Raw genomic sequence first — 19937 nt, 5'->3', positions numbered from 1 at the left:
CTTTCACTCACCCGCATGGTGAAGGCGCGATTGTCTTCTTTTGGTTTACCGCCAAAGGAACTATAGGGCTGTTGTACTGTGTTGATGGCGGGATCTCGTGTTACAAATCCTTGAATGGAATTAGCTGGGAGCGGTTTACTTAAATGGTCGGCTGCATTCCCCTGATTCACAAAGGTCGCCCTGACTGCTTGGGTTTTGATGTCCAGAGTATCAGGAATTGCAGCAGCGTTTTCCGTGACGGTGCCTCGTAACCAATGTAAACCACTGGGTAATAATTGCTGCTGACTGGTGGCTCCCTCAGGGATACTCAAGCGGATAATCCCCGAATCCACTAACCCGTTGGTACTATCGGAAAGCATCTCTGTATCTTTAAATTCTTGCCAAGAATTACCACTCAAGTAACTCCAGTGAATCTGTGGTGGAGTTAGTTCCCCATTGCCACTTCCCGGTATCATTTGGAAGAGGATGGAAATGTTTTGGGGTGGTTGCAGATTGCGGATACCGATGTATAAAGTGCCTTCTTCTTGATAGTTCGGTAACAGATAATATTGGTTGTCTTGATATAGAGTTTGGATATCGGCATAGCCAAAGGGATGAAGTTGGAAGATTTGACTAGAGTGAGGTTGATTTGGGGCGTTTTTTAGGTCAATCTCTTCTGAGGCGGTATAGTCGAGGGAGATGGCTTTAACTTGCGGGGTGTAAGGGCGATAAACCGTCAGGGATTTGATTTTTATATCCTTTCCATCTTTATTTTTTACATTGGTTCCATTTTTATCTTTTACAACGTCTTTATCCGTTGCCGAATTCACCTTATTTAATACTATCAGATGTAAATCATGGGCAAATGCAAAATCTGGGCTTGCTAATTCCAGTTTAAAATACCGATTTTGCTCAAAAGGATCGTCTGTCTCGGTTTCTAGGGTAGAAGTATCCAGAGAATAGTCTGGAATTTTCTTATAATTGAGGTAAATAGCATTACTTAACTTGTTGTCACCATCTTGAGCGAAAATGGGCTTAGAAGTTTCAATATCCACCAAGCTTCTGTTATTGCGAAGTTTCAAACTGGCTTTAAAGCTGTCATTAGTAATTGCCTCCGTAATTACCTTGGTGCTATTGTATGCCTCATAATGAGTGGAAAAGTCTTTAGGAAGTCCCATCCACTCGATATTAATGGTAATACTATCTAATTTTTTGGTGCTAATTTCTCGATTAGCGAAGTAAAATCCAGAACCTGCTTTAGGATTCTGCCCAAAGGGTTCAACAGTACTTTTGGGATTTAGTACTAAGTTATCGTTCCGCAGTTGGACATCTTGAATATTTTCTACTTCAACTTGTATATTGACTTTTTCTAAGGATATTGATTTTAATTGATCGTAATAAATAATTTTTCCCTCGGATTTTTCTGACGGTGATATTTCTTTAAACAGAATTTTTACCACTGGATAGGGACTGTCCAGGAAAAAAGTTGACTGATCTGGTTGTGGTGGCAAAATAGCGGGTAGGGTAGAATCCAGGGTTAACTGAAACTGTAAACTGTTGAAATAAATAGCAGAAGTACGATAGAGCTTAATCTGGCCAGTACTAACAGCATCTTGAGATAAATTACCGATACCAATTTGCTGTATATTAGCTTTTTTATTGTTAACTAATCCTGTAATCTGGAATATCTTGCCGTCATTCCAGACAAGAAGTTGCTTCACGTTGCTAGCAGAAAAGGTATGTTCAGAGCCTTCACGAAAAGAAACGCTTGTCAAGTTATCGTTGTCCGAAGCAGTGGAACCCAGAGATATTTCTGTACTGCTATAAGAGACTAGTGGTTCTTCTACAAGAAAAACGCCAATTTCATATTCAAAGGATTCCGGCTGTATCCATTGCGCTTCACTACTCAAGTAAATTTCAAAAGGGCCATTTTCACTACTTAGTATTGCCTGGAACTTATCCCGATTCAAAGTCCTTTCTTCACCGGTGAAGGTAAGGGTAATATTACGTGTTCCTTCTTGTAACAACAAGACGGGAGAAGTAACGGCAAAACCGATGGACTTTTGCGGGGTTTGAGTAATGTTACCAAAAGTCTTAAAACGTTGTGCTTTAGTTGCTTGTCCCTCTTCTGCCTCAATTATAGAACTGGCATGGATATTCTTAATTTCGGTTTTTCCAATGGGAGGGTAAGTAAAGTTCCTTTTTTTTGTTTGCGCTTTCTCAACGAGGCGATAGACTTCTTTCCAGTTAGTATTTTCTGTAGTAGCTTGGATTTCCATAATCTTCCGGAAATCTGCCACACTCAGATACAGTTCTTCTTTGACATATCTAATAACTCGCTCTTGGTCAAGATGATCAAATATCTCTTGGAGGGTTGTATAACCATTAGGCATTTTCGGCAAAGGATCGCCAGGATTAGGATGACCAAGAGCCAATTCCATCATGCTCTTGAAAGCCAATTGTTCTCGCTCTTCTTGTTCTCGCTCTTCTTGTTCTCGTTTTTCTTTTAAGGCATTACGCCTCCCCATGGTAATTTTTTTTCTGTAGGCTTTTTCAATTATTTTATAAACTTCGTTCCATTCTAATTCTGTAGGTTCTTCTTTATCTGCTTGGGCTTTATTTATTTGCCTATCATGGATATCAAAGCAATAGTTAAAATCGTCTGTGTTGAGGAAAAATAATTGTTCTGTAATATAAGAGGTTATGTTATTATCTGTTTGTTTATTATCTTGAGTCGCTTGATAAATAGTTCCTTTGAGATAATTAATATCAACATCAACATCAACAGTTTGACCATCAACTTGAACATTTATCTTAGGAAGTTGGTCTCCTTGGTTGGGGCTGCCAACCGCCCATCGCAGCATATTTTCAAAACTTTGATCGCTCTTATTATCTTGATTATGAATTTCTTCTAAACCAATAGAATTTTTTTCTATAAATAACGTTTTGAGGCTGGCTACTTGAGCTTGATTAACAACTATATCTTCATCGGTGGCATAGTTAATATTAACCCCTTCACTATCTTGTCCAGCACTGAGCAAAGTACCCTTGTTAATAAGATGGGCTTCTTCTCCTTGCGCCAGCTCAAAAATTACATGAATCTTGTCTGGAACTTCCTCTTTTGTCGTTAACGCCAGTACCTCTTTATAGTAAAAATCGAGATATCTTTGGGTCAGTGCCTTGAACTGTTGCTGAGGATAGCGTAATAATTGTAAAAACGTGAACAACAAAACTAGATGAGGTTGAGCTAATTTACTCTGTGTCGATGGCTCGTCTGCGAAACTTTCCGGGTTATTAATGTAAGCAACCATTTGCTCAACATCTCCCGCCAAGAAACTCGACCAATTACCATTTATCCGATTGGACTCATCGTAATAGTTTAGTTTTGTGGCATACTCTTGTACGAAGGTGAGTAAATCATAAACATCCCGCTCATCTACTCCCACATAATCTGGTTCGAGTTCCCTTAGCAAGCGTCCGCGCTGACTAACGCCATCCCGAAAAATTTGATGTATAATTTTCTTGTTTGTATTCATAACTAAATTCTACATCATTGATCAAGATGGCGGATGTAAACTTTATTAACAAGCCAATCTTAAATAAAGTAATAAATATTCATATAAGGAACGAAAATAAAATTGTAAGCATTCAGCTATCAGCCGTCAGCGCTCAGCTATCAGCTAATGGGCTAGGGCGTGTCTTCAAACTCGGAGATCCCCCTAAATCCCCCTTAAAAAAGGGGGACTTTGAGTATGGCTCCCCCCTTCCGCGCGGGGGGCTGGGGGGGATCTAAATCTTGCGGAAAACTTTGAAAACACGCCCTAGGCTCACGCTACTTGAGGTGCTTATGGGCTATGGACAAGCTAAACCGAACATTGAATAAGCGATGCAGCAAGGGAACAGGGCAGGCAGTCGGCCAAAGGGGGTGGGTGCATCTCAGTTTTGCCTAATGGCAAAACTGAGTTAGGATTTTTCAATGGTAGGGTGGGCAAAATTCAAGCGGTTGTCGGTTTGATTAGAAATCATGGCTAATTTGCCCACCCTACAAGAGCGGCGCTCGGACGCTAAAGGATTGTCCTATTAATTCAAAGTCTTTGGTTTCTTGATTTTTAAGTTTGGTTCGAATCTGGGCAAATTGTCTAACTACATTGGGGTTATATAATCGTTCACCACAATGTAAACAGACTTCGGCTTCTACTTGAACAATGGCTGTATTTCCCCCACCTTTGAGGAGTTTTTTAACTTGTTTTGTGGTCAATTTTCCTTGACAATTAGGACATTTTTTCGGGGTTTTAATCACTATCTCCTTATTTTACCATTAATCCACTTTTTCGGATCAGGTCGATATACAGTAACTAAAATAGCTGTGTTTGTTTCTTGATCATAATCCCGGACGCTATGAATTGGCTCAGTTGCAAAGTTTTCGCCATAGATTAGGCAGCGCGGATAAGGTTGATGATTAGTATAGTCTTCTAGAATTTCACCATACAGGACGGAATGATAAATTTCATCAAAAGACAATTGATCTTCTTCTGCTTCTTCGTCAGCATGATCGGTAATCCAAAATCGATAATCAAGAATTGCCTCACGAATTTTATTGATATTCATTCATTTTAGCTTACATCTGATTAAGGATAAGTGTATTTTCCTATTTTAATCGATAAAGCACCGAATATTACCAGTAGTAGGGTGGGCAAATTCTGAGAGTTTGACAATTTGATCAAGAATCATGTCCATTTGCCCACCCTACAAAAGCGTACGCACTAAATAAGCATTCAGCAGTCAGCGGTGAGCTAAAAGCTCACGCTACTTGAGGTGCCGTCAACTTTCCATAACTCAGTGGGGTAGGGTGGGCAAATTCTGAGAGTTTGACAATTTGATCAAGAATCATGTCCATTTGCCCACCCTACAAAAGCGATCACACTATTAGTGGTCGGGTGGGCAAATTCTGAGAGTTTGACAATTTGATCAACAATCATGTCCATTTGCCCACCCTACAAAAGCGTACGCACTATTAGTGGTCGGGTGGGCAAATTCTGAGAGTTTGACAATTTGATCAACAATCATGTCCATTTGCCCACCCTACAAAAGCGTACGCACTGATAGCTGAATGCTGATAGCTAATAGCTGATATAGCAATCCGTGTAGGAATTTAGAGAACTTTGTTCCCTACTCCCTACTCCCTACTCCCTACTCCCTGTTCCCTTTGCTCTAGCTGATAGCTGATCGCTTGCGTTCGCGTAGCGGCTCTTTCAGAGCATCGCATTTCTTTACATTATCTCTCAAAAAAAAATTTCTAAAAACCCTTGACAATGTTATTTATACTCATTATGAGTATAAACGTAAACAAAAAGCAAAAGGTTACCCTTATGCCATCAGAATTTCCAACTAATAATCCAGACAACAATCCCGATGATTATTCCTCAAAAAAAATCCGTGTTCAGCACATTTTGAGGGGCTCCCGCAAGGCAGTAACTAATACCATGCATGCCCTGTATGCACTGGGTTACGCCCAAATATCCGAGTGGAGTCCTCTGCAGCCGACGGATGTTCCCGGAGAATTCATAACAATTATGACCAAGTACTTGAGGCTCCGTTAACACGTTAAATTGCTGGGGGGTTTTCCCCCCGGCCAAACCATCCGGTCCAATCCCGTAGCGTGACCTTCGGCCAATCCCATAGGATCACGTCTGGATAAGTTAGAAAACTGAATGACATAAGGTAAATTCCTAGCCGTGGATAGTATTTCTGCGGCTATTTTTTTTTAGGTTGTTCGCCTTTGGCGTTCCCGAAGGGTAGGTTAGTTGGTTGAAGGTTGAACGCGATGGACGAAGTCCCGCTTTCAGCGATCGCGTGGCCTTTTGGCCAAGGTTAGGCGTAGGGTGGGCAAATCATGAAAGTAATACCATAAGATCGCGAATCATGTCGATTTGCCCACCCGACCTGAGTTGAAAGCACTGTAGGGTGGGCAAATTCTGAGAGTTTGACAATTTCATCACGAATCATGTCGATTTGCTCACCAAACAAGAGCGATCGGCGTTCGCGCAGCGTGGCCAAAGGCCTCAGCCGCCCCAAAGGCGATCGCATTACAAGATCGGCGATTGGCCGTAGGCCACGCTACGCGATCGTACTTGTATAATTGAGTTAATCTCAGTTCTGATCTGCACAAGATGCCTAACCGCGATCGCTTCCATTATGGTGTTCGCCGTGCCCTAGAAAAAGACGGGTGGTTGATTACTGATGATCCCCTTCGCCTGCGTTGGGGTAAGCAAGATATGTACGTCGATCTAGCAGCAGAAAAACTGCTCCTAGCTGAGAAAGATCAGCTACAGATTGCTGTTGAGATTAAAACCTTTGGTGGTCCCTCTTCAATTGCTGATGCTCAAAAATCCCTAGGTCAATATTTTATTTATCTCTCTGTGATCAAACGCTTAGAACCTCAACGCAAGCTTTATCTAGCACTCCACGAAGAAGTATATGAAGATTTCTTTACAGAACCCCTGGGAGAAATCATTCTCAGTGATTACAAAGTGCCTATTATTGTCTTTGACCCCGATCGGGAGGTTATTATCCGATGGATAGATTAACTAATTACCGCAAACTAATTCGAGAAATTATCACAAATCATACAAAAGTGCCCTATAAGCATGGAGATATTAAGTTTGAGACGGTCTTTGATCCGGAATCCGATCGCTACCTGCTGATGATTTTAGGCCGTCAGAATAAGCACTATCAGCATGGTTGTTTAATCCATGTTGATATTATCGACGGAAAAATCTGGATTCAACGAGATGGCACAGAAGTTGGAGTGGCTAACGAATTCGTTGAAGCTGGTGTCCCAAAAAAGCAAATTGTTTTGGGTTTTAAGTCACCATTACGCAGGAAAGATACGGAATTTGCCGTTGCGTAGGGCGTACCCTATTAGCGCGATCGCAAAAGCTAGGGTAGTAGATCGCATTCCGTCGGGTAGGGTGGGCAAATACTGTACCGAAGGCAATTTCATCATCAATCCTGACTATTTGCCCACTACAAGCAAGGGGTAGGGTGGGCAAATCATCAACCATAAACGAATAAATCATAAATCTAGTCCATTTGCCCACCCTACTGCTATTTGCCCACCCGACAAGGTGAGGGGTAGTGCGATCGCATTCCGTAGGGTAGGGTGGGCAAATTCTGTACCGAAGGCAATTTCATCATCAATCCTGACTATTTGCCCACTACAAGCAAGGGGTAGGGTGGGCAAATCATCAACCATAAACGAATAAATCATAAATCTAGTCCATTTGCCCACCCTACTGCTCGCTTTGTGTCATGTCCATTTTGCCCACGACTCCTGCCCATTTGCCCACCCTACTCTGAATCGGGATTAAACTGAAACACACGATGCTCGCCACCATCAATATCTCAATATGTCGAACTATCGTCGTTATTATGTGCCAGGAGGAGTATTTTTTCTGACAATAGTCACTTATCGCCGTATTCCTCTATTTTCAGATGTTGATAATATATCTCGGTTACGGAAGGCGATCGCAAAAATGCGGACAGAAAAACCCTTTGACATCACTGCAGCCGTTGTGTTACCGGATCATCTTCATTTTATCTGGTCGTTACCACCAGATGATTCTGATTATTCTATGCGAGTCTCTCGGTTTAAGGTGTTATTTACCCGCTCTTTACGGGGAAAACGCTCATTTTCGGTAGATGTTTCTGCTTCTCGTCGTAAGCATCGAGAAAGCAATGTCTGGCAACGTCGGTTTTGGGAGCATACAATTCGTAATGACCATGATTTACACCGACATATAGATTATATTCACTATAATCCAGTTAAACATGGTTTGGTGTCTTGTCCTCATTTGTGGGAATATTCCAGTTTTCACAAATGGGTGGAGCGAGGCAAGTATCGACCCGATTGGGGGTGTTGTTGTGGCAGGAATTTACCACAAATTCAAGCTTTTAGCGATTTAGAAGATTTTGCAGGGGAGTAGGGTGGGCAAATTCTGAATGTGGGGTAGGGTGGGCAAATTATGAATGAAAGACCAATTGATCATCAATCATCGACATGCAGCCCACCCGACAAGAGCGAACACTTTGCTTTAACCCAACCAACAATATAGGTGATCCCATGACCAGCGGGTAGTCGGGTAGGGTGGGCAAAAAATGATAGTTTGGTAATTTCATCAGGAATCCTGTCCATTTGCCCACCCTACTAGCGATCGCACTACTGAGTAGGGTAGGGTGGGCAAAAAATGATAGTTTGGCTTCTTCATCACGAATCATGTCCATTTGCCCACCCGACAAGAGCGATCGCACTACTTTCACCCACATCCGATAATCAGTTAGGATTTTGGGTTTTATCCCGCGAATCCCCCTGGTCATACCTCTCTATTCTCTAGAGACTCCTACCAGGAACGAGCCACACTTATGAGCAAGGTGCGGATCAGCTTCGCATTGAGACTTACCTTAACCATTGGTGGCGGTGGGTTAGAAGTGGGGTGGATGGGGTGAGTCTGTTTGGTTTTGGGTTGGTGGTTTACATGGCTTTAACCCAACAGACCACAGAGGCTTACCCATTCGGTAGGGTAGGGTGGGCAAATAATGAGACTTTGACCATAAGCTCAGTGAGCTAGTCTATTTGCCCACCCTACAAGAGCTTTATCAGCGATCGCACTGAGAGTACAGCAAAGTTACACCGAAAAAATGTCCCTTTGCCCACCCTACCAGCTCGGCGTACGGACTATTGATCTCGGTATGCCTTCAGGATGTCAAACCTCGTCTGGGCCGACACGCTGCCTCCTGCAAAACCAGGAAAACCACTCTGCTGTTTCCACCATTCCGTCTCTCTTTGGGCTACCTTATTTAGATTATCGTCGGTGGGCGGTAAGGATAATAAGCCCTCAGCTTCAAGTTGTTTATAATGGTTTCCTATTTCCCCTGACACTGTCTCCCCGCTCATACTATAGAATTCCTGGACTGGCATAGCCATGACCCCACCAACATGGGTGCGGGGTAAATACTTTGATAACAGTTCGTATGCTTCTTGGCGTCCTCCGCTTTTCCTTGATTCAACCGGACGTGGTTCTACCTTCCATCCTGTGTATGCTCTCATCGCAGCCCCTCCCCTGAACATTCTTGCTACTAAACCAGGCTTCCTCTGTACCACCTCCGTCATATCATGGTCTTCTGTTCTTGTCATCGGGACCTGTGTAATTCGGCAGGCGTTCTCATCCCGCCTCTTCATCCACGCTTTTTTTCCCATTTCTTCGGCTTCTCTTTCTAATTCCACATCGTCGTTGAGCTGTACGCCATTCTTCTGCACCTTTCTCTTCACCCTTGCCTGCTTCTGCTGAACCACATGCCACGCCTCATGGGCCAAATGCTTCTCCTGCCCCGGCCCCACATGAATCTCCGTACCCTGTGCATAAGCTAGAGCCTGCAATTGTGCCGGTTTCTGAGAGTTGTAATGCACCCTCACATCATCCATCGAATAGCCAGAGAGGTTCTCTATTCCTGCCTTGAGGCGATCAGGCAAGCCAGTTTTGTTTTCTTTTACCCTCCTCGATGCCCTCATGCTATCGCCATAAGTCACCGAATCCCCCGTCAACGGTTGTGCTCGACCCTGCACCATCATCCTTTTAGGCTGCACTACCAGATGCCCACCGTGATTCGCCCCTTCTTGGTTTTTCTCCACCGGCTGTCCTATACTTAGCTTTGCTTGCAGCCCCATTTCATACCATCCTGTGTCGGGCACGTATTGTCCCGTTTCCAGGGAGTGCATCACATTAGCCATTCTACTTCCCCATTCCCCGACCCCCTCTAATGCGTTCCACTCCCTGTCCTCTGCATCCAATCTTCTTCTAGAACCCATCACTCTGGAGTCTTTCTTTTTTTGAGCTATTGACAACGAGGTAGAGTGAGAATATTTCGGTTTATAGGTATGAGTAGTGCGCATAGCTATTTCCTTTTACCTTGTACCCTATTAGAAAAGAATATAAGTCGATTCCACCGTCTTAATGGAGCGCGACATGGCACCCCAAACTCAAACCAACTGGTATCACTCTAATATTAGTTCTCTGTTTCAAGAAATCTGGCGAGTTCGTAACTATTTAGAAAACTACATAGAAGGTAAAGAAAATCAACAAATCGTAACTGAAATTATTGACGATACTTCTGCCCTGGCTCAACTTTGTAACAAATTCCTTCTCTCCCCCTTTGAAAGGGATATCCTGCTCATGTGCGCGGGAATGGAAATAGAACCATACTTCCATTCTTTGTTTGCCAAAGCCCAAAAAAATAGTCCAAACAAAAACTATCCTACTCTCAGTTTAGCTTTTGACGCCCTTCCCGGAGCCAATTGGGGTGTCCTTTCTCCCCAACGCCCTTTACTAAACTTGCAACTGCTCCACATAGAACCAGGATTGATCCTAAGCCAGTCCCCCCTCTATATTGACCAGCGTATCCTCTGCTTTCTTTTAGGAGAATATGCCACAGACCAGGAATTAGCAGGAAAGATCAAACCCCAACCGCCTCAGACCAACCTTCATCTTTTGCCTAGCTCTCAGTTAAGTATAGTGGAGCAATTGATCACCATTTGGTCTGGGGGCGAGGGGACAAATAGCTATCCCGTGGTGCAATTATCTGGCTCGGATCGAAGCACTAAATACCAAATTGCCTCCGCCACTTGTCAGGGTTTGGGGTTAAAGTTACACACTCTAGAACCATTGGCTGTGACCACCAACCCCCAGGAAGTGTACCAACTGGGGAAGCGTTGGGAAAGGGAAGCCCATCTTAGCAATAGTGTCCTGTTTATTGACTGCGATAGTTATAATTTTTCTGAGCCTGGGCGGGAGTTGGCTCTGAGCAAATTTATTGATAGTAACAATACTCCTTTAATCCTCAGCTGCAATGACCGAAAAATTGACTGTCAGCGGACTATTGTTAACCTTGACATCCCCCCATTGAGCCACGAGGAAAAATATTGCCTGTGGGAAAGCCATATAGGGTCAGCAGCAGCAGAACTTAACGGTCAACTTGAGCGCATCGCCGTTCAGTTTAACCTCAATCATGCTACTATTCAAGCTGCCTGTGATCAATTCAAAATTCAAAATTCAAAATTCAAAATTCAAGACTCTACTCAATTATGGGATTTCTGCCGCCATAATGCCCGTAATCAATTAGATCACTTAGCGCAACCTATCAATGCTACGGCTACCTGGGACGATTTGGTATTACCTACCCCACAACGGCTGCTTCTTTCCGATATTGCCACTCATCTGAGACACCGGTATAAAGTCTATCAGCAATGGGGTTTCGCCCAAAAAGGCGACCGGGGTTTGGGCATCAGTGCCCTATTTTACGGTGCTAGCGGTACTGGTAAAACCATGGCAGCAGAGGTATTAGCCCAGGAATTTCGCCTGGATCTTTATCGCATCGACCTAAGTCGAGTAGTCAGTAAATATATTGGTGAGACCGAAAAGAATCTGCGGCGGATCTTTGATGCAGCAGAAACCGGAAGTGCTATTCTTCTGTTTGACGAAGCGGATGCCCTGTTTGGTAAGCGTACCCAAGTTCAAGACAGTCACGACCGCCACGCTAACATCGAAGTCAGCTATTTGCTGCAACGCATGGAAGCCTATCAAGGGTTAGCTATTTTGACCACCAATTTCCAAAGCGCCCTCGATAGTGCCTTTTCCCGCCGCATTCGCTTTGTGGTGGAGTTTCCTTTTCCCCAACCCGAAATCCGTACCCAAATTTGGCAGCGCATTTTTCCTGCCCAGACACCAACCCAAAACTTAAATTACCAGAAACTGGGTCAACTCAATGTAGCTGGCGGAAATATTCGCAATATTGCCCTAAATGCCGCCTTTTTGGCCGCCGCCGCCGATGAACCCGTGAACATGGAACATATCTATGAAGCCACAAAACGGGAATATCTTAAATTGAAGAAAATGTTGACAAACGAAGAGATAGAAGGGTGGTTTTAGTTGTGGGGAGTTTTAGGGAATAGGGAATAGGGAATAGGGAATAGGGAACAGGGAACAGGGAATAGGGAATAGGGAATAGGTAGAGTGGGCATCCTGCCCGCTCGAACAGTGGCGTAGGGTGGGCAAATGCTGTACCTCTGACAATTTGATCTGGAATCGGGTCCATTTGCCCACCAAACCTGAAGCGTAGGTAGTGGCGTAGGGTGGGCAAATGCTGATCCAATCACAATAAGATCTCGAATCCTCGACATGCAGCCCACCCTACAAGCTGTTGCTCTTTTTTTGACCTAAGTTAGGTATTTGCCTTGATGAGACTTTTTGCGTGACCGAATTTGCCATTGTGCTATGCCTGATTTTCGGTTTTTTTTGGGTCAGTCTTTTTCTTTGTAAGTTTTATCTAGCGGCAATCACATTATAACTTTTTAAGTAACTTATCATATTCAGTGTGAGAGCCAATCCAAAACCAAACTATTGTATCTGTCGTTTTCATAACTCCTACAGCACGCCAACCGATTCCCACCCTAACAGAGTATATTGGCTCTTGAGTCTGAAGTTTCTTAAACTCTAAACTTGGATGGTTGGGATTCTGTTTCCAAAGTTTATAATTTTTTCGTGCAGTCTGCTTTACTTTTTCTGGTAATTTTCCAAAACAGTTTACAAAGTCATTGGTTAATTCTGACTTCATAATTCATCAAAACCCATAACTTTCGTTTCCCCTATCTTAGATTCATTTAATGCTTTACGGGCTAATTCGTCTAGGAAAGAGGTTTGAGATTGTGATAATGTTTTTTGCCATTTAAGTTCATTCTCAATATCTTCGATTAACTGATGAGCCAGTTCGTCTTGTATCTCTTCTGGTAAATTTTGTGCTTTCTGAAAAGCCTCTGTTAATAGATAAGTCATTAATTTCAGTATTTATCTGGAAAAACGTCTCTAAATAAATGTTAGCTTAAGTTTTCGTTTACATGCCTTACAGCGGCAATAGGGGCGGGGGCGCGGGGCGGGGGCGCGGGGCGGGAGTGTGGGGAGTGCGGGGAGGGTGGGCAAATGCTGAGCCAATTCCCTATTTGATCTGGAATCATCGACCTTTGCCCACCCTACAAGAACTCTGTTCCCTGTTCCCTGTTCCCTGTTCCCTGTTCTCTATTCCCTGTTCCCTATTCCCTGTTCCCTGTTCCCTATTCCCTGTTCCCTATTCCCTGTTCCCTGTTCCCTGTTCTCTGTACCTCACCCAATGGAAAACCGCTATACAAGAACTCAAACCGTTTGAGCTTCATTAATATAAAAAGGATAAACCAGGTTAAACCTAGAATTAGTGACTCGCACGGTATAGGTAACAATTATTAACAACAATCCCTCTATTTCACTGTCCTCTATATTTATCTCCTCCACATCTATACGATGCTCATGGTTCAAAAGAGCATCAGAAATCGTGCCTCTTATTCCCGTAATTAACCCTTGAGTAATTTCCTCAAACAGAAACTGACTCAATTCGCAACCAAAGTCAGGCTGCATAATCCGTTCGGCTGGACGGGTTGACAGGATAATTTCCAAACTTTGGACAATATCCTCGTGATCAGAAACCATCTCCACCGTTCCTGTATCCCGGTTAAATGTCGGGGGAAAACTCCATCCTGTCCCTAAAAAAGAGCGGTTTTCTTCCATTTACCTATTGCCTCTTGCCTCTTGCCTCTTGCCTCTTGCCTATTACCTATTACCTATTACCTATTACCTATTACCCATTACCTATTGCCTCTTGTTCTAGTCAACCTTCCCCTTATCGGTCAATTTTTTTACTATGTTTTCATGTTCTGGTGATGTTAATCCCTGCTGTAAAATTGCTAATACTTGGCCTAAGTCTCCAGTTAGTAAAGCGTCTTGGGCTAACCATAAGCCAGGGAAGTAGTCACTACAGATAATGCCTTTATCATTCGGTTTTAGTTTTATATATTTTCCTTCCCTTAACCGAAACCAATCAAGTTCTCCGTCATAAACCCGCCAAACTAAATATTCTTGAACTTGATTACGTCGGTAAGCTTTTAATTTATCATTTAAATCAATAGAGGCCGTACTAGCTGCTATTTCTACGATTAATTCTGGCGCACCTTCTACATAGCCGTCTTCACTAATCCTTGATTGTCCATCTACCGTTAGTCTTAGTAAAGCATCCGGTTGAGGTTCATTGTCTGCATCTAGACGTACAGTCGCATTATCGCCCACTTCTACCCCTGGTGTAGCTGACCAATATGTACCCAACCAAGTCATAATACGAGCATGGGGATTAGCATGTTGGGTCATTCTTAAGGGTGATGCCATATAAACAACTCCTTCGATTAATTCCGCTTTTTTGACATTGGGCATCTGTGCATAACGCTGTTCAAATTCAACCTGAGTAAGTAGATCTCCACTTTCAAGGGGTGGAATTGGATTTTTTGGTTTTAATATGGTTTGAGACATGGTTGTTTTTAGCAGTAGGATTTGTAGGATTTGTAGGGTGCGTTAGCTTTTAGTGTAACGCACCAAAGTTCGTACAATGGTGCGTTACGCTATCGCTAACACACCCTACGGACTGTTGCCTCTTGCCTCTTGCCTCTTGCCTTTTGCCTCTTGTATCATTTCAGGATAATTACCCTTAATAAAAATCTCCCCCATCTCCCCATCTCCCCATCTCCCCATCTCCCCGCGCCCCCGCCCCACCCTTGCCTCAATTAATATCCACTCTCGAGCCTTTAATCTTGATATAGTTACCCTCCATCACAAGGTCCTTACTTGATTTTATCTTAATTCCTTGATTATCCATCGTGATTGTATTCCCATTTTCATCTTCCAATTTAATCCCTTTATCCTGCTCGGATAATTTAAAGGTATTGCCCTTGGATGTACTAATTTCGATTAACTTATTTTCATCATCAAATATAAGTTTTAGGGAGTTTTTGGTAACTATTCCTTTCTTATTATTTTCCTTGGTTACTGTCAAACCAGGCGGCAAAGCATTTTTACCACTATGCACCGCACCCAGAATTATCGCTTGTCTAGGGTCATCATTGATAAAACCGAGAATAACCTCATCCCCGGTTTCTGGTCTAAAAAAGATACCCCTTTGATTACCAGCCTCAACGGAAGCTAATCTTGCCCAAACAATACCATCTGTTTCAATTGAGGGGATTCTGACTTTTACCCTAAACTGTTTTTCTGGATCCGCTTCATACTTATCCACAATCCCAATTTGCAACCCATGAATAGCTGGAATCAATCCCGCCACTGGTGTATCAAAAATATCATTAGTTTGTTGATAAAACCAGCTAGCTGACAAGCCAAATTGTACATAGGTTTGCCAGCCTTGTCTACTAAATTGATGTCGAATAGCCGTTACTAAAGTTTTGCCATTGAAGCGCTTTCCTATTCCATCAATTTTTATCATATCTCCTGGTTTAATATCAGCAAATCCAGGTAAGTTGAAGCGACCTTTAAACAGTGACAGACGACTTTTTTGTAACTTGGCATCTGCCCAAGCTTTTACTTCCTGGTCATCTAAGGGAGCTAAACTGATTAATTGATAGTTATCTGCACCAATGGTTTTGGCTAATTCATCTCCTTTTAAATTACCCTGGGTGGTAGAAAACTCTTTCGCTTTTTGTGATTGTAATAATTTCTGTGTTTTGATATCCCAAGCTGTACTTTCTACCGACGCTTTCTGATCGCAAATATCAGCTTCCATTTCAAACTGGTAAATTTCATCTTTGCCATACTCAAAGGTATGTTTTAGTTTCCCCTTTAGTAAGGGCTCTTTAACCGTAATTTCGCCATCATCAACTAAAACCCACAGACCATTGACATCCGCACGAGATAAAATGAAATCCCAGTCAGTGCAGTAATATTGCACCATTTCCTTATGCTTTGGTTTAGTTACAGCAGTAGATTTGAATTTTAACCCCCCACCCCCAGTGTTGATGACTTTGCCGATAATATCCTTGTCTGTCATATCTCGAAACACAGCACTTTTTCGTTGGGTGGTTAGTTTGTATGCTGCATCTTTTAAATCAACAGTGAGCAGAGAACTATAGCGATCGGCTTGAACACAGTGTCTAACTATAATTCCCTTAAACACTGTTGCTTCCTTTTGTTTTTCCCCTTCATAGCGAAGCTTAATTTCAATTTCTTTGCCTGGTTTAAAAAACTCTGTATTGCTAATAGCAAATTCTTGGTCTGCCGCGTCACCATCTAATAAAATAATTTGAGCTATCGGGATTTTATTCACCTCTTTGATAATGTCAATCGACATGACATTATATTCAGAGTTCATTTTTTTACCTTTACTCAAAATTGTTGCTGTGACAACACCACTCATTATTTTTTACTTCTCTATTGGCGGTAAATTGATAGTTGTTCCGGTTTTTAACTTTCTGAAGTTATTGAGATTATTAGCACGGGCAAGCTGGATATAATAAGCCGATTCACCGTATATCTCTTGAGCCATCACAGGCAACTTATCTCCAGCTTTTATAGTTCTAGTATGGGTAAGATCGGGTGAGCTTTTCTTTTCTTGTGCAATTCGCTTGGAATCTTTTATATCCTCGATAAAAACTGTATCTAACTCAGCTCTTATCGGTTTTCCGCTACGGTTAAAAAGTGTATACTTAACATTAACAGATTGGAGACGGCAATCAAAAGTTAAGTTTCCCCATTCAATTCTGAGATATTTAGGCTCATGGATTTTTCCATCCATAAATGTTGTTAGCTTCAGAAAGCGGTCTACTTGCTTGTCAACATCTCTCGTCCCTAAAAGATTGCCAACTAATGAAGCTCCGGCAAACCCAAAACCTCCATCATCTGCTACCCCTGTGTCATCTAAAATTAACTTGAGGGACAATTCTTCGGGTTTGCTGAGAGTATATTTTGCTTCGCGTCCACTGGTATTAAGTCCCTGTTTTTTTTGATAAACATTCCCGTATTGTAAGGAATAGGATTCCGGATTAAACATGACTTCAAAGGTATCTTCTCCCTTTCCAGTCCGTTTTCCATCTTTATAAACACGAATCTTCAGCTTTTCTAATTTAAAAGGGTTTTTGATCATATAATGATTATTTGGGTGAAGTATAAATTATTCTTGGGTTTTAGGGAATAGGGAATCGGGAATCGGGAATCGGGAGCAGGGAATCGGGAATCGGGAATCGGGAATCGGGAATCGGGAATCGGGAACAGGGAATAGGCAAGAGGCAAGAGGCAAGAGGCAATAGGCAATAGGCAAGAGGTAAAAAAGAATGTGTACCTCATAGCTATGAGAAACGCTATCTCATGTTATTACCATTACCTTTAATATAGCAGTCGCCAGGGCAGTTAGGACATGACAAAAGTCTCAAACCTAAGTAAGCGCAAGAGTTTGACTCTCTTGGTGCGCATTCTGATGGTGATTAGAAATCACCAGGGTCGCACCGCTTCTGACTTCTGACTTCTGACTTCTGACTTCTGACTTCTGCTATAAAAATCTCCCCCATCTCCCCATCTCCCTATCTCCCCCTCTCCCCACCCTCCCCACAGTTCCTTACCTTATCTCTCTTTTTTCCGCTCCAGTATCTTCAGTACCTGGGCGACACAAGCAGCAATTATTTCACCTTTTTGTTCATAATTTTCTCCCATCTGGGGAGCTAAAGTATTATCATAACTATGTCCATTCTCACTATTTCCATGCTTAGGCTCACTATTATCCACAATGTTGGCACGAATAATTAATTCTTTGATTTCCACTGGCATAGCTAAATCCTCACACTTTGAAATCTCACATAGGCTAATTCCATCGTATCTATAACCACAGCATTGGCATTAGCATCTAGATCGGATGTTGACCATTTTACTGGATAAGCTCTCTTAAATAACCAACTAGAAACAGGAACAGTGTTTTCATCAAGCAACATGACTAAGACATTGCTGGGGGCAAATTTCATGGTACTCATAGCAACGTTAAACTCTACATTCAGAGGAGAGCCAATCACCATTCCTCTTTCTAAAACCAGATTATTATAGGTAACCTGATTAGGCAAACGATGTCTGAAAATATTTTCACCCCCTTCACGGATGTCCGTTGTGCTTATTTCCGCAGAAATTCCCGATACCTTTTGAAAGCGAATATCTAAGGGATTAGGCAGAATTCCAGCAATGAAAAAGACGACCATAAAATTAAATCCAACCGGGGGATTTTCCGTCAAAGTAAGTTCCGGAATCTGAATGGGGAAATTATCTGCCATAACTTACAGCGGTTTTCAATTCGGTGAAGTACAAATTATTGGGTTTTAGGGAACAGGGAGCAGGGAGCAGGGAGCAGGGAAGAGAGAAGAGGAACCCACCCCTAACCCCTCCCAGGAGGGGAACATAGGGAACAGGTCAAAAATATTGTGTACCTGATTAGGTTATAAACCGCTATAGACCTCTTGTAAAAATAGTTATTTGTCCGATAGTGTTATTCTCAATTCTTGATTCCCTGTTCCCTGTTCCCTGTTCCCTGTTCCCTGTTACCGACCATTGCCGGGAACTCTAATGATTATAATGGAGGGTTATTAACCTTGAGAGTATTAGCCATTAGTTCTAAACTTTCAATAGCAACTTCATTGCTAGTGGCATTAAATGACGGTGCATCTAATTTCTTAGGGAAAGCATTTATAACTTCCCAGGAGACAACTGCTTCACCTGACTCGTCTAACAAGTCAATCCTAAGATCTCGCTTTTCGACGGTATTAAGGTTAATCGTGCTAAACCATTCAAATAAATAGCTGTCTTTTCTGACAATTCCTTTCTGTAGGGTTAGGTTAATGGGAGTGTCCAATCCTGGCATGTACTTTGGCCCATCTTTATAACTCAGGCCATCTCGATAAGTAATCGTTTCAAATTCAATGCTTAATCCCGATACCTCTGAGAAAGCGTGGGAATCATCTCCATCGATGGTGACTCGGTAATAAAATACCGGAATTGGATAAGTATCTTTGATTTGTTGTACTGTGTCTGCCATGATTTATGTTTCCTTAATTACTTTAGGTTTAGTTTGACTGTTATAGCGGTTTGTAATTTGGTGAGGTACAGAGTTTCTGGTTTTAGGGAACAGCGGATCTGGGAACAGGGAAAAGATAAGAGGGAACAGGACAAAAATTTTGTGTACCTCATTAGACTAAAAACCGCTAGATAAGGTAAGCTATCAGCTTAAGCGCTACGCGCACGCTACGCGAACAGCTATCAGCTATCAGCTTAAGCGCTACGCGCACGCTACGCGAACAGCTATTGGCCTATGGCCACGCTACGGGAATGGCTCACGGCTGACCACTGACCGCTGACCACTGACCACTGACCACTGACCACTGACCACTGACCACTGACCACTGACCACTGACCACTGACCACTGACCGCTGAATGCTTACAATTTTGAATTTTGAATTTTGAATTTTGAATTCCCCCTATGCTTCCTGTAATTTATGGGAGAATTTCAGGATAATGAACTCAGCCGGACGGACTGCTGCCAGACCAATTTCCACAATCATCCGTCCTTCTAAAATGTCCTGTGCTCTCATGCTTTTACCCAGTCCGATATTAACAAAGAAAGCTTGTTCAGGAGTGCTACCAGCCAGGGCACCCTGTCGCCATAATCCCTCTAGATAACTTTCAATTAGGGACTTCACTTTCAGCCAGGTGATGGTGTTGTTAGACTCAAAGACCACAAATGCAGTGGCTTTCTGAATCGATTCTTCAATGAGATTGAACAGTCTGCGCACAGGGATATAGCGCCATTCATTGTCATTACCCGCTAAAGTCCTTGCTCCCCAAATTAAAGTTCCTTTTCCGGTAAAGCTACGAATAGCATTGATGGATTTACCGGCGGTGGGATCAACGTTAAGATTTTCCTGTTCCTCGTTGGTAATTTTTTCCGTAGGCGCAAGTACCGATGCCAAGCTGACATTAGCAGGTGCTTTCCAAACTCCCCTGTCCCGATCTAC

At 42.7% G+C, this 19937-nt stretch carries 28 protein-coding genes; 6 read left to right on the top strand and 22 right to left on the bottom strand.

Going from position 1 to position 19937, the window contains the following annotated elements:
* The 3 genes from F6K57_RS25890 to F6K57_RS25880 form a co-directional block, all read right to left on the bottom strand.
* Positions 1-3515 (bottom strand): hypothetical protein (locus F6K57_RS25890; RefSeq protein WP_293071437.1); only part of this gene is annotated, 3515 nt, incomplete at its 3' end.
* A 506-nt stretch (positions 3516-4021) separates the two neighbouring features.
* The gene (locus F6K57_RS25885) at positions 4022-4279 is read right to left on the bottom strand and encodes a YgiT-type zinc finger protein (protein WP_293071436.1); all 258 of its coding nucleotides are present in this window, start codon (positions 4277-4279) and stop codon (positions 4022-4024) included.
* The gene (locus F6K57_RS25880; protein ID WP_293026172.1) at positions 4279-4587 is read right to left on the bottom strand and encodes a DUF4258 domain-containing protein; all 309 of its coding nucleotides are present in this window, start codon (positions 4585-4587) and stop codon (positions 4279-4281) included. The genes F6K57_RS25885 and F6K57_RS25880 overlap by 1 nt, the downstream gene beginning before the upstream one ends.
* Positions 4588-5348: 761 nt before the next feature.
* On the opposite strand from F6K57_RS25880, the gene F6K57_RS25875 reads away from it, so the two are divergent.
* Positions 5349-5579: a hypothetical protein gene (locus F6K57_RS25875; protein WP_293071435.1), complete on the top strand. Its 231-nt coding sequence runs from the start codon at positions 5349-5351 to the stop codon at positions 5577-5579.
* A gap of 271 nt (positions 5580-5850) precedes the next feature.
* Here the strand turns inward: F6K57_RS25875 and F6K57_RS25870 are convergent, their stop codons facing one another.
* The gene (locus tag F6K57_RS25870; protein WP_293026168.1) at positions 5851-6066 is read right to left on the bottom strand and encodes a hypothetical protein; all 216 of its coding nucleotides are present in this window, start codon (positions 6064-6066) and stop codon (positions 5851-5853) included.
* Positions 6067-6149: 83 nt separating this feature from the next.
* Here F6K57_RS25870 and F6K57_RS25865 point away from each other — a divergent pair, with 83 nt between their 5' ends.
* On the top strand, positions 6150-6566 hold the full coding sequence (locus F6K57_RS25865) for an element excision factor XisH family protein (RefSeq protein WP_293026166.1): 417 nt from the start codon (positions 6150-6152) through the stop codon (positions 6564-6566).
* A complete protein-coding gene (locus F6K57_RS25860) occupies positions 6554-6889 on the top strand; it encodes a XisI protein (RefSeq protein ID WP_293026164.1) in 336 nt (111 codons plus the stop codon). Before F6K57_RS25865 ends, F6K57_RS25860 begins: the two co-directional genes overlap by 13 nt.
* Here the strand turns inward: F6K57_RS25860 and F6K57_RS25855 are convergent.
* Together F6K57_RS25855 and F6K57_RS25850 are read right to left on the bottom strand one after the other, a co-directional pair.
* Positions 6843-7058: a hypothetical protein gene (locus F6K57_RS25855; RefSeq protein WP_293026162.1), complete on the bottom strand. Its 216-nt coding sequence runs from the start codon at positions 7056-7058 to the stop codon at positions 6843-6845. The two genes, F6K57_RS25860 and F6K57_RS25855, sit on opposite strands and share 47 nt — an antisense overlap.
* Positions 7055-7249, bottom strand: coding sequence for a hypothetical protein (locus tag F6K57_RS25850; protein WP_293026160.1), 195 nt, complete (start codon positions 7247-7249; stop codon positions 7055-7057). Before F6K57_RS25850 ends, F6K57_RS25855 begins: the two co-directional genes overlap by 4 nt.
* 139 nt (positions 7250-7388) lie before the next feature.
* Between F6K57_RS25850 and F6K57_RS25845 the strand changes: the two genes are divergently transcribed.
* The gene (locus tag F6K57_RS25845) at positions 7389-7964 is read left to right on the top strand and encodes a transposase (protein WP_293071434.1); all 576 of its coding nucleotides are present in this window, start codon (positions 7389-7391) and stop codon (positions 7962-7964) included.
* A 37-nt stretch (positions 7965-8001) separates the two neighbouring features.
* On the opposite strand, the gene F6K57_RS25840 is transcribed toward F6K57_RS25845, so the two are convergent.
* On the bottom strand, positions 8002-8355 hold the full coding sequence (locus F6K57_RS25840) for a hypothetical protein (protein ID WP_293026156.1): 354 nt from the start codon (positions 8353-8355) through the stop codon (positions 8002-8004).
* A gap of 358 nt (positions 8356-8713) precedes the next feature.
* Positions 8714-9928, bottom strand: coding sequence for a DUF4157 domain-containing protein (locus F6K57_RS25835; protein WP_293026154.1), 1215 nt, complete (start codon positions 9926-9928; stop codon positions 8714-8716).
* A 73-nt stretch (positions 9929-10001) separates the two neighbouring features.
* On the opposite strand from F6K57_RS25835, the gene F6K57_RS25830 reads away from it, so the two are divergent.
* Entirely contained in the window at positions 10002-11960 is a 1959-nt protein-coding gene (locus F6K57_RS25830) for an ATP-binding protein (RefSeq protein ID WP_293071433.1), read from the top strand.
* Here the strand turns inward: F6K57_RS25830 and F6K57_RS25825 are convergent.
* The 3 genes from F6K57_RS25825 to F6K57_RS25815 all read right to left on the bottom strand — a co-directional run bounded on the left by F6K57_RS25825 (position 11957) and on the right by F6K57_RS25815 (position 12863).
* Positions 11957-12187: a hypothetical protein gene (locus tag F6K57_RS25825; protein WP_293017995.1), complete on the bottom strand. Its 231-nt coding sequence runs from the start codon at positions 12185-12187 to the stop codon at positions 11957-11959. The genes F6K57_RS25830 and F6K57_RS25825 overlap by 4 nt on opposite strands.
* A 185-nt stretch (positions 12188-12372) precedes the next feature.
* Positions 12373-12645: a hypothetical protein gene (locus F6K57_RS25820; protein ID WP_287360359.1), complete on the bottom strand. Its 273-nt coding sequence runs from the start codon at positions 12643-12645 to the stop codon at positions 12373-12375.
* The gene (locus F6K57_RS25815) at positions 12642-12863 is read right to left on the bottom strand and encodes a hypothetical protein (protein ID WP_287314436.1); all 222 of its coding nucleotides are present in this window, start codon (positions 12861-12863) and stop codon (positions 12642-12644) included. The genes F6K57_RS25820 and F6K57_RS25815 overlap by 4 nt, the downstream gene beginning before the upstream one ends.
* Positions 12864-12925: 62 nt before the next feature.
* On the opposite strand from F6K57_RS25815, the gene F6K57_RS25810 reads away from it, so the two are divergent.
* A complete protein-coding gene (locus F6K57_RS25810; protein ID WP_293071432.1) occupies positions 12926-13240 on the top strand; it encodes a hypothetical protein in 315 nt (104 codons plus the stop codon).
* Here F6K57_RS25810 and F6K57_RS25805 read toward each other — a convergent pair.
* The 11 genes from F6K57_RS25805 to F6K57_RS25755 form a co-directional block, all read right to left on the bottom strand.
* A complete protein-coding gene (locus F6K57_RS25805; RefSeq protein WP_293071431.1) occupies positions 13218-13625 on the bottom strand; it encodes a GPW/gp25 family protein in 408 nt (135 codons plus the stop codon). The genes F6K57_RS25810 and F6K57_RS25805 overlap by 23 nt on opposite strands.
* Positions 13626-13721: 96 nt before the next feature.
* The gene (locus F6K57_RS25800; RefSeq protein ID WP_293071430.1) at positions 13722-14417 is read right to left on the bottom strand and encodes a Uma2 family endonuclease; all 696 of its coding nucleotides are present in this window, start codon (positions 14415-14417) and stop codon (positions 13722-13724) included.
* Between the two features lie 247 nt (positions 14418-14664).
* Entirely contained in the window at positions 14665-16308 is a 1644-nt protein-coding gene (gene vgrG / locus F6K57_RS25795) for a type VI secretion system tip protein VgrG (RefSeq protein WP_293038411.1), read from the bottom strand.
* A 6-nt stretch (positions 16309-16314) separates the two neighbouring features.
* Complete coding sequence (locus F6K57_RS25790) at positions 16315-17034, bottom strand: hypothetical protein (RefSeq protein ID WP_293018004.1); 720 nt, start codon at positions 17032-17034, stop codon at positions 16315-16317.
* The gene (locus F6K57_RS25785; protein WP_293071429.1) at positions 17031-17234 is read right to left on the bottom strand and encodes a hypothetical protein; all 204 of its coding nucleotides are present in this window, start codon (positions 17232-17234) and stop codon (positions 17031-17033) included. Before F6K57_RS25785 ends, F6K57_RS25790 begins: the two co-directional genes overlap by 4 nt.
* A 273-nt stretch (positions 17235-17507) precedes the next feature.
* Positions 17508-17711 carry a DUF5908 family protein gene (locus tag F6K57_RS25780; RefSeq protein WP_293071428.1) on the bottom strand — a complete coding sequence of 68 codons (204 nt, stop codon included), beginning with the start codon at positions 17709-17711 and terminating at the stop codon, positions 17508-17510.
* Between the two features lie 2 nt (positions 17712-17713).
* Positions 17714-18202 (bottom strand): phage tail protein, encoded by a 489-nt coding sequence (locus tag F6K57_RS25775; RefSeq protein WP_293071427.1) that lies wholly within the window; start codon positions 18200-18202, stop codon positions 17714-17716.
* A gap of 293 nt (positions 18203-18495) precedes the next feature.
* Positions 18496-18960 carry a phage tail protein gene (locus tag F6K57_RS25770; protein ID WP_293071426.1) on the bottom strand — a complete coding sequence of 155 codons (465 nt, stop codon included), beginning with the start codon at positions 18958-18960 and terminating at the stop codon, positions 18496-18498.
* 17 nt (positions 18961-18977) lie between these two features.
* Complete coding sequence (locus F6K57_RS25765) at positions 18978-19112, bottom strand: hypothetical protein (RefSeq protein ID WP_293018015.1); 135 nt, start codon at positions 19110-19112, stop codon at positions 18978-18980.
* A 111-nt stretch (positions 19113-19223) separates the two neighbouring features.
* On the bottom strand, positions 19224-19346 hold the full coding sequence (locus tag F6K57_RS25760) for a hypothetical protein (protein ID WP_293018017.1): 123 nt from the start codon (positions 19344-19346) through the stop codon (positions 19224-19226).
* A 54-nt stretch (positions 19347-19400) separates the two neighbouring features.
* Positions 19401-19937, bottom strand: a 537-nt coding sequence (locus F6K57_RS25755) for a phage tail sheath C-terminal domain-containing protein (protein WP_293071425.1), incomplete at its 5' end; no start/stop codon positions are given.

Origin of the sequence: Moorena sp. SIO4A5 (genome assembly GCF_010672005.1) — a bacterium.
Classification (GTDB): Bacteria; Cyanobacteriota; Cyanobacteriia; order Cyanobacteriales; family Coleofasciculaceae; genus Moorena.
This window is presented reverse-complemented; position numbering and strand designations above follow the sequence as displayed.

Coding starts and splice junctions, on each gene's coding strand:
- F6K57_RS25880 (WP_293026172.1), bottom strand. CDS start 4,587: ATGAATATCAATAAAATTCGTGAGGCAATTCTTGATTATCGATTTTGG.
- F6K57_RS25875 (WP_293071435.1), top strand. CDS start 5,349: ATGCCATCAGAATTTCCAACTAATAATCCAGACAACAATCCCGATGAT.
- F6K57_RS25870 (WP_293026168.1), bottom strand. CDS start 6,066: ATGCGATCGCCTTTGGGGCGGCTGAGGCCTTTGGCCACGCTGCGCGAA.
- F6K57_RS25865 (WP_293026166.1), top strand. CDS start 6,150: ATGCCTAACCGCGATCGCTTCCATTATGGTGTTCGCCGTGCCCTAGAA.
- F6K57_RS25860 (WP_293026164.1), top strand. CDS start 6,554: ATGGATAGATTAACTAATTACCGCAAACTAATTCGAGAAATTATCACA.
- F6K57_RS25855 (WP_293026162.1), bottom strand. CDS start 7,058: ATGATTTATTCGTTTATGGTTGATGATTTGCCCACCCTACCCCTTGCT.
- F6K57_RS25850 (WP_293026160.1), bottom strand. CDS start 7,249: ATGATTTATTCGTTTATGGTTGATGATTTGCCCACCCTACCCCTTGCT.
- F6K57_RS25845 (WP_293071434.1), top strand. CDS start 7,389: ATGTCGAACTATCGTCGTTATTATGTGCCAGGAGGAGTATTTTTTCTG.
- F6K57_RS25840 (WP_293026156.1), bottom strand. CDS start 8,355: ATGACCAGGGGGATTCGCGGGATAAAACCCAAAATCCTAACTGATTAT.
- F6K57_RS25835 (WP_293026154.1), bottom strand. CDS start 9,928: ATGCGCACTACTCATACCTATAAACCGAAATATTCTCACTCTACCTCG.
- F6K57_RS25830 (WP_293071433.1), top strand. CDS start 10,002: ATGGCACCCCAAACTCAAACCAACTGGTATCACTCTAATATTAGTTCT.
- F6K57_RS25820 (WP_287360359.1), bottom strand. CDS start 12,645: ATGAAGTCAGAATTAACCAATGACTTTGTAAACTGTTTTGGAAAATTA.
- F6K57_RS25815 (WP_287314436.1), bottom strand. CDS start 12,863: ATGACTTATCTATTAACAGAGGCTTTTCAGAAAGCACAAAATTTACCA.
- F6K57_RS25810 (WP_293071432.1), top strand. CDS start 12,926: ATGCCTTACAGCGGCAATAGGGGCGGGGGCGCGGGGCGGGGGCGCGGG.
- F6K57_RS25805 (WP_293071431.1), bottom strand. CDS start 13,625: ATGGAAGAAAACCGCTCTTTTTTAGGGACAGGATGGAGTTTTCCCCCG.
- F6K57_RS25800 (WP_293071430.1), bottom strand. CDS start 14,417: ATGTCTCAAACCATATTAAAACCAAAAAATCCAATTCCACCCCTTGAA.
- vgrG (WP_293038411.1), bottom strand. CDS start 16,308: ATGAGTGGTGTTGTCACAGCAACAATTTTGAGTAAAGGTAAAAAAATG.
- F6K57_RS25790 (WP_293018004.1), bottom strand. CDS start 17,034: ATGATCAAAAACCCTTTTAAATTAGAAAAGCTGAAGATTCGTGTTTAT.
- F6K57_RS25785 (WP_293071429.1), bottom strand. CDS start 17,234: ATGAGGTACACATTCTTTTTTACCTCTTGCCTATTGCCTATTGCCTCT.
- F6K57_RS25780 (WP_293071428.1), bottom strand. CDS start 17,711: ATGCCAGTGGAAATCAAAGAATTAATTATTCGTGCCAACATTGTGGAT.
- F6K57_RS25775 (WP_293071427.1), bottom strand. CDS start 18,202: ATGGCAGATAATTTCCCCATTCAGATTCCGGAACTTACTTTGACGGAA.
- F6K57_RS25770 (WP_293071426.1), bottom strand. CDS start 18,960: ATGGCAGACACAGTACAACAAATCAAAGATACTTATCCAATTCCGGTA.
- F6K57_RS25765 (WP_293018015.1), bottom strand. CDS start 19,112: ATGAGGTACACAAAATTTTTGTCCTGTTCCCTCTTATCTTTTCCCTGT.